This is a genomic window from Pseudomonas marincola (assembly GCF_900682675.2).
Taxonomy (GTDB): Bacteria; Pseudomonadota; Gammaproteobacteria; order Pseudomonadales; family Pseudomonadaceae; genus Aquipseudomonas; species Aquipseudomonas marincola.
Map to the genome: position 1 here is coordinate 3,145,295 of NZ_LR215729.2, position 16,475 is coordinate 3,161,769.

Sequence of the window (16,475 nt, forward strand, 5' to 3'; positions counted from 1 at the left end):
CATTATCACCCGCTCAGTCGCTCACCGGTACTGCGCACGCGCAAATTCAATCGCGCAGATGCACGTATTTGCGCCTCTCTCAACCTTGCTCAGAGCACAAAACTCAGCACCAGGTTGAACACCAAGGCCGCGACAAAACCCAAGGGCGCAGCGCGGAACAGCAGCTTCGGAAAGAACTCGGCACGGCTTTTTTCGGTCGGGCACGAGCCCAGCAGCAAGCTGCCACCGGATGAGAATGGCGAGATAGAGGTTGCCTGCGCGCCGACCACAATGCAGATAAAGATCAACAAAGGATCAATCCCCAGAGATGCTGCAATCGGCGGCACAATCGGGAACAGCGCCGGGGTTACCACCCCCAGCGTGCTGGCAAACAGCGACATCAAGGCTGCCACCACACCAAAGGCGACTGGCACCAACACCGGCGGAATCGAGGTACCAATCCAGGAGGCCAGCAGATCAATTGTGCCCGCCTTGATCGCAATGGCGATGAGCATGCCGACGCCACAAATCATCACCAGTGTCGACCACGGCACAGCCGCCATCGCTTTGCGCTCATCGCCCAGTTTCAGCAGCAAGGCGATGACCGAGAACACACTGGCAATCAAGCCGATGTCCATCTTCGAGTTGATGAAGGTGACTGTTTGATTGTCTGGAAAAACAATGTGGGCGATTGGCGCCAGAAGCACCAGCGCCATCATCAGCAACGTGAGTTGCAGCGTGACTCTTTGCTCTCTGTTCAGCGGGGTTGGCGGGGTAATGGTGTACGTGGAGCTTTGCATTGACTTCTTATGGCCGGTAAACAACATAAAGCCGGTAATCACCAGCAATGGAATGGCCACGGTGCTGGCAAAGATGCCGAAACTGTTAATGAAGGCGGTATTTTCTGGAATACCCGAGTTGACCATCAGGGTGCGGAAAATAATCCCGCTCTGGCTCGATACAAAGTTGGCACCGCCCAGCGCCCCGTAGTTCACCGCCATCGCCCCGAGAATCAAGCTCATGCGGGTGCGCTCGCACAGTAACAAGGTGATTGGCGCCATAAAGGCCAGCACCGTGTAGTAACCAGCGCCCAATGCAGCGATCAACGCCGAGGTAATGAATACTGCGTAAGGCAGCAGGTGCGGGAACCGCCGGCAACTGTAGAGCAGATGCTCAGCTAGCTTTTCCAACGTGCCGTTGACGATGGCAAAGCTGTAGAAAAGGCAGACCGAAAAGATGATAAAGAACATCTTAAGTGGCCACATCATGATCACATCGGAAGGGCTCAGGCCCATCGCGAAGCAGCCGATCAAGTACGCAAATGCAATGGCAAACAAACCAATATTGATTTTGGTCTTGTAGCCCAGGGCTATCGAAATCACGATCGCCGCAATCACCAACAAACTCATCATTGTTCTAGTCGCCTTTTATTGTTCTGTTGCGTCAGCTTGTTGCTGAAATTTAAATAGCTGTGCCGGGTTTTCCAGCAACACCTGGCGGCGCTCAGCAGGATCGGGCAGCAATGCAGTGATCTCGGCAAACTGCGCGACATAATCGGTTTCATGTTCATGGCGGGTATGTGGCCAGTCGCTTCCCCAGAGGAAGCGGTCAACACCGCCACAAGTCGAACGCAATACGCTGACCGACTGCTGCGCCTGCGCACGCGAGGCTTTGCAGCGGTAGGCCGCAGAGAGTTTGATATACAGCTGCGGGCTGCTTGCCAGCAGTCGCAAGAATGCTTGATGCGCTGGCAGTTCGGGGTCGATTTGCCCTTCGGGCAGGCCGAAATGGTCAATCACCACCGTGACGCCGCTGGCCAGAATTGCCGGCAAAATAGGCGCAAGATCGACCATCGGCCGCTGAATTTCCACCTGCCACTGGCGCCGTGCCAGTCGCGCAAAAAAATCCTGCCACAGCGCACTGCTGTAATCGGCGAGCGGTTTGCCCAACAGATTCAGCCTTATACCGACCACACCGCACGCCTGCATCGCGTCCAACTGCACCTCACTGATGCTCGGTTCAACCACCGCAATCGCGCGCAAACGCTGCGGATACTTGCGCAGCGCCGCACACAGAAAACTGTTGTCAGTCCCGAGAAAACTGGGCTGCACCAGCACCCCGTGAGACAACCCAACGGAGTCTAGCTGGCGCAGATAATCCTCAATCCACGCATCATAGTCGGGGCTGTAACGGCGCCCTTCGGTGAGCGGCAGGTCGCGACTGAAAATATGCGCGTGGGTATCAATCCCGATCAGGGGCGGCAGGTGTGAGGTGATCATATAGCAACACTCTGGCTGATTTATTGGTAAGTGCACTGCTCAGAGCACACCTTTTATACAGTCACGAATTCATATATATGTTTAGATGACCATATATTCAGAGCTACAGTCTGTCAACCAATGCACCCCGCCATCGGTCGGTGCTAAAGTATGAAAAATTGATTGTCTGGACCTCTATATGCCTCCTTCAAGCTTTAGCTCAGACCAACGCTTGCCGCTGTATCAGCAGCTTCGAGATGAAATGCTGGCCAAGATTGCAGCCGGTGAATGGCGTCCGGGCGAACCGATTCCAACCGAGCAAGAACTGACCAAGAGTTACGGGGTGGCTATTGGCACCATCAGAAAAGCGGTCGACACTCTGGTTGCCGATGGACTGCTGCAACGCAGTCAGGGCCGCGGCACCTTTGTCCGGCGCCCAGACTTCACCTCTTCACTGCTGCGGTTTTTCCGCCAGGTAAATAGTCAGGGCGAAAAACAGATTCCCGACAGCCAGATTCTGGCGCGGCAGCTGCTAACGCCCACCGAACAGGTGCGCAAGGCCCTGCAACTTGAGGCAGAGGAATCGGTTGTGTACCTGCAACGCACCCGCACACTGGATTCGCGCGCAGTGTTCAGCGAGGACATCTGGTTACCCGCTTCGCGTTTCGGCAAGTTGCTTGAGCTGGATCTTGCGGCATTCGGCAACCTGCTTTATCCGTTTTACGAGCAGGAATGCGGGCAAATGATTGCCTCGGCGCAGGAAACCCTCAGCGTCGAGCCGGCAAACAGCAGCGCAGCGGCGCTACTCGGCATCGCCGACAATGCGCCAGTGGTGGTGATAGAACGGATTGCCCTGAGCTATGACCGCAGCCCACTGGAGTACCGCATCTCGCGTGGAGCGGCCGACACCTTTCGCTATCAGGTCGAGATTTCTTAAACCGTTCCAGCGGCAAGAGGGAGTTACTGAGCTTGTGTGGCCGGTGTTGCAGCAGCAGGCGCTTGAGTATCGCTCTCGGGTTTATCCATATAAGCGCGGATAACCAGGATCACAATCAGGAAAAAGGCCGCCATGGGCAATAATTTGCTCGGCGCGGGCAACTCGACTCCGCAAGCGGGACAATGCGTCTGCCCGCGCCCTACTTTGGCGCCACACCCTTTACATTTTGCTTGCATCAATATTCTCTCCTTTAAAAGCCAACGCCGTTTTACCCGATACCGGCCCAAGCGTCACGCACTGGCGATTTACTTGACTGCAACAGCAGGGCAAGCAGACATTCGCCTTAGCCAGCACGACCTTTAATCTTAGCCTCTCCCGGATGACCGTTTTATGACTTACAAACTGCAGCGAAACCCCGCGCTGGCAGGGGTCCAAGCCATTCGGAGCAATCCATATTGACGCTAAGCGATTGAAGATAAAATAGTTTTTCCAACGTTAGCGGTTGACAGCAGGCCTCAGAAGCATAGAATGGCGACCGCGGGATGGAGCAGTCTGGTAGCTCGTCGGGCTCATAACCCGAAGGTCGTCGGTTCAAATCCGGCTCCCGCAACCAGATTCATGCAAAAGGCCTCGACAGTGAAAACTGCCGGGGCCTTTTGCTATCTGCGATTTACACAAAACAGAGCCTCCCCCCTGCTTCAAGCGCACATCGATAAACCTAGCTCTCACGCTTCTCTTTCTAGCGGGCTGCGCACTGGCGCTGGCACCTGCACTGAATCCTTACCCAGCCAACCCCACTCAAACGCAGGCCTTCTGCCTGATAAATAGGGGCATTCCCATATAAAAGTTGACAGCCGGGTTAAAGACGCTAGAATGGCGGCCGCGGGATGGAGCAGTCTGGTAGCTCGTCGGGCTCATAACCCGAAGGTCGTCGGTTCAAATCCGGCTCCCGCAACCAGATTCATGCATAAGGCCTCGACAGTGAAAACTGCCGGGGCCTTATGCTGTGCGGCGCATTTCAGTTGCCGCCATGCGGTTCACTTTTCCAAACTGCAGCTCTCCTGTAGCACTCGGGGCATGTCACCTATTTGCTACGTGCCAGTACGCGAAATGCACTCCGGCGTCGTCTGGAAATATATCCCCAGCACCGCTCAGCAAGCGCAAATACATCGCTTAACGCCTGACCTGTGCGCTAAATAATTGAAGATAAAACAGTTTTTTCCGCCCTCACGGTTGACACACACACTCAGAAGCATAGAATGGCGGCCGCGGGATGGAGCAGTCTGGTAGCTCGTCGGGCTCATAACCCGAAGGTCGTCGGTTCAAATCCGGCTCCCGCAACCAGATTCATGCATGAGGCCTCGACAGTGAAAACTGCCGGGGCCTTTTGCTGTGTGGGCTATTTTATTCGTGCGTGTTTGTCGGCTGCGTTTTCGCTTTAGCTGGCAACTAAAACGCAGCGCGCCCGAAGCAGAACATCGACAAAAGAGCTGCGCCTGTGTTTTTCGCCCAGCAAAAAGGCCGCACACGGCGACCTTTGCAAAACAGCCGATTACGCCTTAGCCACCTGTGGCATTCATGAAGCGCACCACCTGAATGTCGTTGTCATGGGTGAACTCATGGCGCTCAGGCTTGCGCTGCAGGCCCGCCCCCACCGCGTCGAGCAACGGCTGATCGTTCTCGGGATAACGGCGCAGCAGAGCGCGCAGATCAACCGAGTTCTCATGCCCCAAACACAGAAGCAACCGCCCTTCTACGGTCAGGCGCACGCGGTTGCAGGTGGCGCAGAAGTTATGCGAGTGCGGTGAGATAAAGCCAATGCGGCTTTGCGCAAAACCTTCAAGGCGAATGTAACGTGCAGGGCCGCCACTTTGCTCAGCGCTGTCGATAATCGAGTAGCGCTCGGCAATCAGGTCACGCACTTGATCACTGGCAAAAAAGCTCTCGCCGCGCGAGCGCCCGACATCGCCCAGCGGCATTTCCTCGATAAAGGTGATATCAAGGTCACGGGCCAGGGCAAACTCAACCAAGTCGAGTACTTCATCTTCATTGCGTCCGGCCATGGCCACAGTGTTCAGCTTGATTCGCTCAAAGCCGGCTTGGCGCGCAGCCTCAATGCCATCGAGCACCTGCTGAAGATCGCCAGTGCGGGTGATCGCGTGAAATTTATCGGCCTGCAAACTATCCAGGCTGATATTCAGTCGCTTGACCCCCGCGTCTGCCAAAGGCTTCGCCAGTTTGACCAACTGCGAACCATTGGTGGTCATCACCAGTTCGCGCAAACCTGGCAGTGCTGCGATTTGCTCGCAAAGGCCGACGATGCCCCGGCGTACCAGAGGCTCGCCACCGGTCAGGCGGATCTTCTTAACGCCTTGCCCGACAAACAATGCGGCCAGACGATAAAGTTCTTCCAGAGAAAGGATTTGCTCACGCGGCAGAAACGTCATCTCTTCCGCCATGCAATAGACACAGCGAAAATCACAGCGATCAGTCACCGACATTCGCAAGTAGTCGATATGCCGACCAAATCCATCCTGCATCGAACCGTGCATCTGTGACTCCTGTTAATGACTCATGCGCACACGCCCTGAGGGTCTGTTATTTCGCTGAACAAGGCAACATCCATGTCGCCGACTTGAAGGTTATTGCACCAGAGGAGAATCCGCTCCTTCAAGCAAAATACCTTGTATGTCTGCCTGCCCAATCAAACCCTTGATGTACTGCACCAGCGCCACCTGCCAAACACGCTGATCAAGCTCGGTGCGAATCGAGCCGACAACTGCAGTATAGGGCAGCAATTCACCTTCGATTCGTTGATCGATCCAGACCACGTGGTAACCATAGCGGCTCTCGATTGGCTGCGCGGCCAAGCCCAGCGGCAAACGAAACAGTTGCCGCTCAAACTCAGGCACGGTCTGGCCTTTACTGATCTGGCCCAGCGCGCCGCCTTGTTGCTTTGACGGACAATCGGAATGAGCCAATGCCAGTTCAGCGAAGCGTTTTTTATCGCTTTGCAGTTGCACAATCAAGGCATCCGCCTGCTCACGCGCCTTGCTGCATGCCATCGCATCTTCCGGGTCGGCCGCGAGCAATATATGCCGCGCTGCTATCAGGGGCGCACTGGAATAACGCTTACGGTTTTTATCGAAGTACTGCTGGCATGCCGCTTCATCGGCACGCGGCAATTCAATCTCCCGTTCGATCAGCGCGCTGATTTGCGCCTCCTCTTCGCTCTCCGCCCCTTGCCGCATTACCTTAAGGTTGAGCGCATTGACGCGCTGGCGGAGCAACTCTCGAATCACCAGCGCCTGGCTTGCCAAGAACACCGCCTCATTGCGCGTGGGAGCGGCGTGGTATTGCAGCTCCAACGCGATCTGCTCTTGCTCGATAACAATGCCGTTGACCTTGATCCGCGGCCATTCCTGCTCGCTGCTGGCGATCAACTCTACCGGCGCAGCGCTGGACTTAACTGCTGCCGGAACAAATGTCTGGACCCCGGCCCCTTGGGCAACCGCAGCGTTGCTGCCGTTGCACGAGCCGCTATGTCCATTGTGAGGTTGTTGAATACTCATCAGCCACTCCTCAGCCTTTCTGGCGAACGATTTGATAACGACGACCCAAGTACCAGATTGGCGCGCTGACCATGTGCACCAAACGGGTAAAGGGGAACAGTACGAACAAGGTCATGCCGAGGAATACGTGCAGCTTGTAGACCAAGCCGACGCCGGCAATATTTTCCGCCGCCACCATGGGTTGCAATGTCACCAAAGCTTGCGCCCAGTTACCCAGCAGAATCATCACCGAGCCATCGAGGTGAGCGGTCGAGGCAAAGATAGTGCCGAGACCGAGCAGCAACTGCACCAGCAACACCAGCAAAATCATCACATCCGAGAAGCTCGACGAGGCGCGCACGCGGGGATCGGTGAGACGGCGATGGATCAGCATGAGCAAACCGACCAGGCAGATCACACCGAATATGCCACCCGAGACCATTGCCAGCAGTTGCTTGTTTTCAGTGCTGATCACATGGTGATACAGCGCAGGCGGTGTCAGCAGCCCGACAAAGTGCCCGAGCAGGACAAACAGAACCCCGACATGGAACATGTTGCTGGCCATGCGCATGCCTTTGTTACTGAGCATTTGGCTTGAACCGGTCTTCCAGGTGTACTGCGAAAGGTCAAACCGCGCCCAACTGCCAATCAGGCAAATAGCCAGCGCAACGTAGGGATAGACCCCGAATAACAGCAAGTTTGTGTTAGACATCCTGCACCTCCCGAAACTGTGGCTCGCGCTTATCGTCCGTATTGAAATCGACCCAATGCATGGGCACCGGCAGCTCTTCGCGAGCTTTGCCGGGCGCGGTGGTCTGGCTTGGGCAACGGTCTTGTTGCTCGGCCTGAAGGAAGTCGACAGCCTCCTCCTCCCAGACCTTGTCCAGTGCTTCGAGCGAGTCATCGCGTACTTCTGCGGCAACCTGTTCACGCACCTCGGCAACTGCAACGCTCGGCTCTGCACCTGCAATCTGCAACAGTGCGCGCATGCAACTGGCGTAGCTGCTCTCGCGCTCATCAAGACGCGCGGCCAGCAATGCCAGTAAATGCGCGACATCAGCCAGCCCTTCGCGGGCTTTCAGGTCTTCACGGGTCGACAGATATTCGAGATACAGCGGGATGTAATCGGGCAACTCCTTGACCCCGATATCAAACCCGTCGGCCTCGTACTGCGCCATCATGTCGACCATGGCCTGGCCGCGGTCACGCGACTCGCCATGCACATGTTCAAACAACAAAAGAGACAGCGAACGACCCCGACCAAACAGCGCGCTGTAATGCTCCTGGCTGTCCATCAGGTCACCGCCGGTGATGTTTTCCAGTAACACCTGCACCGCCGCACGTTGCTGCGGGCTGATCTCACGCGAGGCGTTAATAGCGGCGCTCAACTCAGCGCGCGCCTCGACCAGTTGCTCGGTTGGATAGTCCAGCAGCAGGGAAATCACTTTGAGAATTTGCATGCTCAATCCTCCCAGATCTGCACGGTTTTCAGAATGTCGCGCTGGGTGGCCTTTTTAGCGCCAAACATGTTGGTATCCGAACTGCCATTACAGCCACTGCCGAAGCTGAAACCACAACCCGAGCGCTCAGCGAATGCGTCGCTCATGGCCTCTTCGCGGTGAGCACTCGGAATCACGTAGCGATCCTCGTAATTGGCGATAGCCAGATAGCGGTACATGTCTTCGACCTGCAACTCCGTCAGGCCCACGTCTTCCAACACTTTCAGATCGCGCACACCGTCTACTTGCTGCGCACGCTTATAGGCGCGCATGGCCAGCAAACGCTTGAGCGCCAGCTTCACCGGTTTTTCGTCACCGGCAGTCAGCAGATTGGCCAGATAACGCAGCGGAATCCGCAGACTATCGACGTCCGGCAGTACACCATCCATGCTGATGTGACCGGCTTGTGCGGCGTTCTGGATCGGTGACAGTGGCGGCACATACCAGACCATCGGCAAGGTGCGATATTCCGGGTGCAGCGGCAGCGCCAACTGCCAGTCGACAGCCAGCTTGTACACCGGCGACTGCTGCGCCGCTTCGATCACGGACATCGGTACACCATCGGCCAGCGCCTGCTTGATCACAGCCGGATCGTTCGGGTCGAGAAAAATCTCCAACTGCTTCTGATACAGGTCCTGCTCACTGGCCGTACTCGCCACTTCGGCGATACGGTCGGCGTCATACAAGAGCACGCCGAGATAACGAATACGCCCGACGCAGGTTTCCGAGCACACGGTGGGCATACCCGCTTCGATACGCGGATAACAGAAGATGCACTTCTCGGATTTGCCGCTTTTCCAGTTGTAGTAAATCTTCTTGTAAGGACAACCGCTGATGCACATGCGCCAGCCACGGCATTTTTCCTGATCGATCAGGACGATGCCGTCTTCTTCACGCTTGTAGATCGCACCACTCGGGCACGAAGCCGCGCAGGCCGGATTCAGGCAGTGCTCGCACAGGCGCGGCAGGTACATCATGAAAGTATTTTCATACTCGCCATAGATATCCGCCTGAATACTGTCGAAGTTGCGGTCCTTGCGGCGCTTGGCGAACTCGGTGCCGAGAATTTCTTCCCAGTTTGGCCCCCACTCGATCTTTTCCATACGCTTGCCGCTGATCAACGAGCGTGGCCGGGCAATCGGCTGATGTTGACCTAACGGCGCGGTGTGCAGGTGCTGATAGTCAAAGTCGAATGGCTCGTAGTAATCATCAATCACCGGCAAATCAGGGTTGGCAAAAATGTTCGCCAACACCCGAAACTTACCGCCAATTTTTGGATTGATCGAACCATCGGCGTTTCGAATCCAGCCGCCTTTCCACTTGTCCTGGTTCTCCCACTCTTTGGGGTAACCAATGCCGGGCTTGGTTTCGACGTTATTGAACCAGGCGTATTCCATCCCTTCACGGCTGGTCCAAACGTTCTTACAGGTCACCGAACAGGTGTGGCAACCGATGCATTTGTCCAGGTTCAGGACCATGCCAACTTGTGAGCGAATCTTCATGGCAACTTCCCTCAAATATTCTGTGGCAGTGGTTGTGGCAAAGCGTCGTCACCCAAACCGCCAACATCGGTGCCATCGAGCCAGTCAACCTTGTGCATCTTGCGCACCACGACGAATTCGTCGCGGTTACAGCCCACCGTGCCGTAATAGTTAAAGCCGTACGATTGCTGCGCATAACCGCCAATCATGTGGGTCGGTTTGAGCACCACACGGGTGACCGAGTTATGGTGGCCGCCACGGGTTTTAGTGGTTTCCGCGCCGGGCAGATTCACGATCCGTTCCTGGGCGTGGTACATCATCACCATGCCGTCTTTAACCCGCTGGCTGACCACTGCACGCGCGGTCAAGGCGCCGTTGGCGTTAAAGCATTCGACCCAATCGTTGTCTTCAATCCCGGCGCTTTTCGCATCGTTCTCAGACAGCCAGATAATCGGTCCGCCACGGCTCAGCGTGAGCATCAGCAAGTTATCGGTATAGGTGCTGTGAATGCCCCATTTCTGGTGCGGCGTGATCCAGTTGAGAACAATTTCTTTGTTGCCGTTGGGCCGCTGATCCTTCACCACTTCAATCGTGCGGGTGTTGACTGGCGGCCGATAACTCATCATCTGCTCGCCGAAAGCTTCCATCCACGGATGGTCCTGATAGAACTGCTGACGCCCGGTAATCGTGCGCCACGGAATAAACTCGTGAACGTTGGTGTAGCCGGCGTTGTAGCTGACGTTCTCGTCTTCCAGCCCCGACCACGTCGGGCTGGAAATAATCTTGCGCGGCTGCGCTTGAATATCGCGGAAGCGGATCGCTTCGTGCGCCTTCGGCTTGGCCAAATGGGTGTGATCGAGACCGGTGAACTCCGACAGCGCAGCCCACGCCTTAACGGCCACATGGCCATTGGTTTCTGGCGCCAGCGAGAGGATGACTTCGGCTGCATCAATCGCCGTTTGAATCTGCGGGCGACCTTTGCTGACGCCTTCATCGGTGACCTTGTGATTGAGGCTGCCGAGGAAATCGACCTCATGCTGGGTGTTCCAGTTAATGCCTTTACCGCCATTACCCAACTTGTCGAGTAACGGGCCGAGCGAGGTGAATTGCTTGTAGATATTCGGGTAGTCGCGCTCAACCACCATCATGTTCGGGCAGTTCTTGCCCGGCACCGGATCTTCACCGGCGGTTTTCCAATCGGTGCCACCATACGGCTGAGCCAACTCTCCCGGGGTATCGTGAAGCAGCGGCACGGTGACCAGATCCTGCTCGACACCCAAATGGCCCTCGGCCATTTTCGAGAAATGCTTGGCGATGCCTTTGTATATTTCCCAGTCGGAACGCGACTCCCAGGCCGGATCAATCGCCGCGGAGAGCGGGTGAATGAACGGGTGCATGTCGGACGTGTTCATGTCGTCCTTCTCGTACCAGGTGGCCGTTGGCAGAACGATGTCTGAGTAAACACAAGTGGATGACATGCGGAAATCGAGAGTCGTGACCAAATCGATCTTGCCGATTGCGCCCTCTTCAACCCACTCGACTTCTTTGGGAATAGCGCCGCCGGTTTTGCCGATGTCTTCGTTCATCACACCGTTTTTGGTACCCAAGAAATACTTGAGCATGTACTCATGGCCCTTACCGGAAGAACCCAGCAAGTTAGAGCGCCAAATGAACATATTGCGCGGGAAGTTATCGGGATTATCCGGCTGCTCACAGGCAAAGCGCAGGCTGCCATCTTTCAGCGACTGAGTGACGTAATCGACCGGCGACAACCCCGCAGCCGCCGCATCACGGGTGATCTGCAACGGATTGCGGTTAAGCTGCGGCGCGCTTGGCAACCAGCCGCCGCGCTCGGCCTGAATGTTGTAGTCGAGCGCATGCTCGGGGAACTTCGACTTGTCGGCCATTGGCGAGAGCACGTCGTGCATGTTGAGCTTCTCATGGCGCCACTGCGAACTGTGGTTGTAGAAGAAACTGGTGCCGTTCATTTGACGCGGCGGACGGCTCCAGTCCAGCCCAAATGCCAACGGCAACCAGCCACATTGCGGCCGCAGTTTTTCCTGCCCGACATAGTGCGCCCAGCCGCCACCAGTCTGGCCCACACAGCCGCAGAGCATGAGCATATTGATCAGCCCGCGGTAGTTCATGTCCATGTGATACCAGTGGTTCATCGCCGCACCGACGATGATCATGGAGCGACCTTTGGTCTTGTCGGCGTTATCCGCAAATTCGCGGGCAATCTGAATCGCTTTCTCGCGGCTGACACCAGTAATCTGTTCTTGCCAAGCCGGGGTGCCCGGCACTGTGGCGTCGTCATAACTGCTGGCCACATTGCTGCCGCCGATCCCGCGGTCGATGCCCAGATTAGCGGCCATCAAGTCAAACACGCTGGCCACTTTAGCTGTGCTGCCATCGGCGAGGGTGATGCTGCGAGTTGGCACGCGACGTAGCTGGATCGCTTCGCCTTGAACATGCTGAAAGTAGTCGTGGGTCTGGCCGCCGAAATACGGAAACGCGACGTCACTGGACTCACCGCTGTCTATCAGGCTGAGCGTGAGATCGACCTCACGACCGGCGCCACCCTCACGCGCTTCAATGTTCCATTTGCCCTTCTCACCCCAGCGATAACCAATCGAGCCTTGCGGTGAAACCAGCTCGCCACTGGCATCAATGGCGATGGTTTTCCACTCGGGGTTATTCTCCTGACCGAGGTTATCGGCCAGATCAGAGGCGCGCAGGAAGCGTCCGGCGCTGTAGCCTTCATCACGTGATTCCAGCAGTACCAGCACCGGCAAGTCGGTGTAGCGTTTGGCATAATCGGTGAAATAAGCGCTGGGCTTTTCCAGGTGGAATTCTTTGAAGATCACGTGCGCAAACGACTGCGCCAGTGCCGCATCCGTGCCCTGCTTCGGGTTTAACCACTGATCGGTCAGCTTGGCGACTTCGGCATAGTCCGGCGTAATTGCCACGGTCTTGGTGCCTTTGTAACGAACCTCGGTAAAGAAGTGCGCATCGGGTGTACGTGTCTGCGGCACATTAGAGCCCCAGGCAATGATGTAGTTGGAGTTGTACCAGTCAGCCGACTCCGGCACGTCGGTTTGCTCACCCCACACCTGCGGTGAGGCCGGTGGCAAATCGCAGTACCAGTCGTAGAAGCTCAGGCACACACCGCCGATCATCGACAGATAGCGTGCGCCTGCGGCGTAGCTGACCATCGACATGGCCGGAATGGGCGAGAAGCCAACCACGCGATCCGGGCCATATTGCTTGGTGGTGTATACGTTGGCAGCGGCGATGATTTCATTGACTTCATCCCAATGCGAACGGATGAAACCGCCCATGCCGCGCTTGCTTTTGTAGCTCTCAGCTTTGACCGGATCTTCAACAATGCTCTGCCACGCCTCAACCGGCGCCATCGTTGCGCGGGCTTCGCGCCAGAGTTTGAGCAGCGGCTTGCGCACCTTCGGATACTTTAGGCGGTTGGCGCTGTAGATGTACCAGCTGTAACTGGCGCCTCGCGGGCAACCACGTGGCTCGTGGTTAGGCAAGTCATTGCGCGTACGCGGATAATCGGTCTGCTGGGTTTCCCAGGTGATCAATCCATTCTTGACGTAAATCTTCCAAGAACAAGAACCGGTGCAGTTAACCCCGTGCGTTGAGCGTACGATTTTGTCGTACTGCCAACGGGCGCGATAAACGTTTTCCCAGTCCCGGGACTCCTTGCGCGTTTCGCCGTGTCCATTGGCGAACTCACCCTGCTTGCGTTTAAAAAAGCGCAGCTGATCGAGTATATGGCTCATTTATCAATCCTCTCAGGTTTGGCGCCAGCTCTTACCTAACGCCCGCATGACTAACGGTTAGGTATTAACAAGGCGTCTCTGCGCCTTTACGTGCGTACCACCACCAAGTCACGCCAATGCAACTCAGGTAGTAAGTAATGAAGATGTACATGGCCACTTCCGGGCCGCCGGCATCCGCCATTGCAGTGGCGAAAGCGATGGGGATGAAGAAGCCGCCGAACGCACCAATCGCCGAGGTGAAACCGACCACAGCAGCAGACTCCATACCCGCCTGTTGCTTGGCCTGTGCTTGCGCCTCCTGATCCTTACCCGCACTCCAGCGTTGATGCAGCGTGCGGAAGATCACCGGAATCATGCGAAAGGTTGAGCCATTGCCAATGCCGGTGGTGATGAACAGCAGCATGAACATGCTCAGAAAGCCGTAGAAACTCCCAGGGTTGTCGCCCTGAGGCAGGAAATGCAGGACGCCGAAAATCGAGCCGATCATCACCACGAAATTCCACAAGGTGACGCGAGCGCCGCCAAGGCGATCAGCCACCCAGCCGCCCAGAGGACGCACAGCCGCGCCTACAAACGGCCCGAGAAAGGCGAATTTAAGGGCGTCGACGTCTGGAAATGAGGTTTTGATCAGCATCGGAAATGCCGCGGCAAAGCCGATAAACGAGCCGAATGTGGCGAGGTATAACCAGCACATCAGCCAGTTATCCTTACGCTTGAAAATCACCGCCTGTTCGCTGAATGACGCCTTGGCGCTGGTCAGGTCGTTCATGCCGAACCACGCGGCAATCGCCAGCAACGCAATCAGCGGGACCCACACATAACCGGCGTTTTGCAGCCACAGTTGAGTGCCATCTTTTAACTCTTGCGGAGCACCGGCAATGCCGCCAAACAAGCTGACGCCGATTACCAGCGGCACGGTGAATTGCATCACCGACACACCCAGGTTACCCAGACCGGCGTTCAAGCCCAGCGCGGTGCCCTGCTGCGCTTTAGGGTAAAAGAAGCTGATATTGGACATCGACGAGGCGAAGTTGCCGCCACCAAAACCACACAGCAGCGCGATCAACACAAACACGCTGTAGGGCGTATCCGGGTTCTGTACCGCAATGCCCATCCAGATGGCCGGAAGCAACAGCGAGGCGGTGCTGATCGCGGTCCAGCGACGCCCGCCAAACACCGGCACCATAAACGAGTAGAACACCCGCAAGGTGGCACCAGAGAGCGCCGGCAAAGCTGTCAGCCAGAACAGCTGGTCAGTGCCAAAGTTGAAGCCGATGGCATTGAGCCGCACGATCACCGTGCTCCACACCATCCAGACGGCAAACGCCAGCAATAGCGCGGGAATCGAGATCCACAGATTACGCGTGGCCACACGCTTACCAATGCGCTCCCAAAACTCTGGGTCCTCTGGACGCCAGTCATCAATCACAGGCCCCACTTTGCTCGGCGCGGGCTTCGGTGTTGGGGTGTTATTGGGTGTACTCATTGCGAGTCTCCTGAACCTTAACTATCAAATCCGTTGATTGGCTGCGTCGCTTTGATCGCGCCCCATGACAGGTGCCCGGCGCACTTCGCTCAGATACATCCAGATCAACGAGACCCAGACCACGCCGTACATGAGCATGAAACACGAGGAGCGCACGCCGGTGAGATCAACCAGCGCGCCAAACATGATTGGCAAAATGAAACCGCCCAGACCGCCGGCTAAACCGACGATTCCGCTGACAGCGCCCATCTCAGTGGGGTAGTCGTTGGCGATGTATTTGAAGACCGACGCCTTGCCGAATGCGAAGGCAATACCAAGGACAAACATCAGCAGCGTGAACAGCCACGCGCTGAGGCCGATGTGAAAACTGACAGTGCCATCGACGGTCGCAACGGTGAGGTCGGTTGGCGGGTACGAGAGCACAAACAGGCACACCCAACTGACCCACAACACCCACCAGGTAACGCTGTGCGCGCCCCACTTATCCGACATCCAGCCGCCAACTGCGCGCAGGATTCCGCCCGGCAGCGAGAAACAAGCCGCGAACAAGGCCGCCCGTTGCAGGCTGAAGCCGTATTCGTTGACATAAAACTCGGTCATCCATAAGGCCAGCGCCACATAGCCGCCGAAAACAATTGAGTAATACTGGCAGTAGCGCCACACACGCGGGTCTTTCAGAGTGCGCAGCTGCTCGCGTAGCGGCACGCTGGCTGGCGCGTGATGGGCCTTGTTGTCATAGCTGAGAAACCAGAACAGCAAGGCGGTGATGAACATGATGGCGGAATAGACCTTCGGCACCATTTGCCAGCTGGCAGCGGCAATGATCGCCGGGGCTAGAAACTTGGTCAGGGCTGCGCCCGCGTTACCGGCGCCGAAAATACCCATAGCGAAACCTTGTCGGGACGGTTCGAACCATTTGGCGACATAGGCAATTCCCACGGAAAACGAACCGCCAGCGAGGCCCACAAACAAACCCAAGAGCAAAAACTGCCAATACTCAGTGGCGTGACCGACCATATAAATGGGTAAAACACACACCAGCATCAGCACAAAGAACACCACCCGACCGCCAAAACGATCAGCCAGTAAACCAAGGGGTAAACGCGACAAGGAGCCGGTCAGTACGGGGGTCGAAGCCAGCAAACCGAACTGGGTTTCGCTCAGGTGGAGCATTTCTTTGACGGGCACACCCAACACCGCGAACATCATCCACACCATGAAACACATGGTGAACGCGAAGGTGCTCATGCCGAGAACTAGGTTTTGCTGGGTCTTGAAGCTTGGCATCGGCTTATCTGCATAAGTGACAATGCCTGCAGACTAAATAACGCAGTGGCTACACTGATGATCCATATCAATAGGCCATCTTCTGAAAAAGGCCACGGTATTGGCATGTACTTCTAAAGAGGTAGTCCAAATAATTTAAAAATATGAGCTAATTCATAAGGTTAAATAAACACAACAGCACTTGCGGGCTGTTTCCC

At 56.2% G+C, this 16,475-nt stretch carries 12 protein-coding genes and 3 tRNA genes; 4 read left to right on the forward strand and 11 right to left on the reverse strand.

Annotated features, from left to right (window positions below; translation table 11 throughout):
* Positions 1-89: 89 nt before the first annotated feature.
* Positions 90-1,391 (reverse strand): SLC13 family permease, encoded by a 1,302-nt coding sequence (locus PMYSY11_RS14685; protein WP_069899231.1) that lies wholly within the window; start codon positions 1,389-1,391, stop codon positions 90-92.
* Between the two features lie 15 nt (positions 1,392-1,406).
* Complete coding sequence (locus PMYSY11_RS14690; protein ID WP_150547267.1) at positions 1,407-2,258, reverse strand: amidohydrolase family protein; 852 nt, start codon at positions 2,256-2,258, stop codon at positions 1,407-1,409.
* Between the two features lie 178 nt (positions 2,259-2,436).
* Here PMYSY11_RS14690 and PMYSY11_RS14695 point away from each other — a divergent pair, with 178 nt between their 5' ends.
* The gene (locus tag PMYSY11_RS14695; protein ID WP_069899235.1) at positions 2,437-3,174 is read left to right on the forward strand and encodes a GntR family transcriptional regulator; all 738 of its coding nucleotides are present in this window, start codon (positions 2,437-2,439) and stop codon (positions 3,172-3,174) included.
* Positions 3,175-3,197: 23 nt separating this feature from the next.
* Here the strand turns inward: PMYSY11_RS14695 and PMYSY11_RS14700 are convergent, their stop codons facing one another.
* Positions 3,198-3,410, reverse strand: coding sequence for a hypothetical protein (locus tag PMYSY11_RS14700; RefSeq protein ID WP_150547268.1), 213 nt, complete (start codon positions 3,408-3,410; stop codon positions 3,198-3,200).
* A 300-nt stretch (positions 3,411-3,710) separates the two neighbouring features.
* Here PMYSY11_RS14700 and PMYSY11_RS14705 point away from each other — a divergent pair.
* The 3 genes from PMYSY11_RS14705 to PMYSY11_RS14715 all read left to right on the forward strand — a co-directional run bounded on the left by PMYSY11_RS14705 (position 3,711) and on the right by PMYSY11_RS14715 (position 4,518).
* Positions 3,711-3,787: transfer RNA gene (locus tag PMYSY11_RS14705), tRNA-Met, on the forward strand.
* 268 nt (positions 3,788-4,055) lie between these two features.
* Positions 4,056-4,132, forward strand: a tRNA-Met gene (locus PMYSY11_RS14710).
* A gap of 309 nt (positions 4,133-4,441) precedes the next feature.
* A tRNA-Met gene (locus PMYSY11_RS14715) sits at positions 4,442-4,518 on the forward strand.
* Between the two features lie 215 nt (positions 4,519-4,733).
* Here PMYSY11_RS14715 and moaA read toward each other — a convergent pair.
* The 8 genes from moaA to PMYSY11_RS14755 form a co-directional block, all read right to left on the reverse strand.
* Positions 4,734-5,726 (reverse strand): GTP 3',8-cyclase MoaA, encoded by a 993-nt coding sequence (gene moaA, locus PMYSY11_RS14720; RefSeq protein ID WP_069899243.1) that lies wholly within the window; start codon positions 5,724-5,726, stop codon positions 4,734-4,736.
* A 90-nt stretch (positions 5,727-5,816) separates the two neighbouring features.
* Entirely contained in the window at positions 5,817-6,746 is a 930-nt protein-coding gene (locus tag PMYSY11_RS14725; protein WP_150547269.1) for a peptidylprolyl isomerase, read from the reverse strand.
* 10 nt (positions 6,747-6,756) lie between these two features.
* Positions 6,757-7,437 carry a respiratory nitrate reductase subunit gamma gene (narI, locus tag PMYSY11_RS14730; RefSeq protein ID WP_150547270.1) on the reverse strand — a complete coding sequence of 227 codons (681 nt, stop codon included), beginning with the start codon at positions 7,435-7,437 and terminating at the stop codon, positions 6,757-6,759.
* Positions 7,430-8,185: a nitrate reductase molybdenum cofactor assembly chaperone gene (narJ, locus tag PMYSY11_RS14735; RefSeq protein WP_150547271.1), complete on the reverse strand. Its 756-nt coding sequence runs from the start codon at positions 8,183-8,185 to the stop codon at positions 7,430-7,432. The genes narI and narJ overlap by 8 nt, the downstream gene beginning before the upstream one ends.
* Positions 8,186-8,187: 2 nt before the next feature.
* Positions 8,188-9,726 carry a nitrate reductase subunit beta gene (gene narH / locus PMYSY11_RS14740; protein WP_150547272.1) on the reverse strand — a complete coding sequence of 513 codons (1,539 nt, stop codon included), beginning with the start codon at positions 9,724-9,726 and terminating at the stop codon, positions 8,188-8,190.
* Between the two features lie 11 nt (positions 9,727-9,737).
* A complete protein-coding gene (locus tag PMYSY11_RS14745) occupies positions 9,738-13,505 on the reverse strand; it encodes a nitrate reductase subunit alpha (RefSeq protein ID WP_150547273.1) in 3,768 nt (1,255 codons plus the stop codon).
* Positions 13,506-13,569: 64 nt separating this feature from the next.
* The gene (locus PMYSY11_RS14750) at positions 13,570-14,991 is read right to left on the reverse strand and encodes a NarK family nitrate/nitrite MFS transporter (protein ID WP_069899253.1); all 1,422 of its coding nucleotides are present in this window, start codon (positions 14,989-14,991) and stop codon (positions 13,570-13,572) included.
* A gap of 24 nt (positions 14,992-15,015) precedes the next feature.
* On the reverse strand, positions 15,016-16,278 hold the full coding sequence (locus PMYSY11_RS14755) for an MFS transporter (RefSeq protein WP_150547274.1): 1,263 nt from the start codon (positions 16,276-16,278) through the stop codon (positions 15,016-15,018).
* Positions 16,279-16,475: the final 197 nt, after the last annotated feature.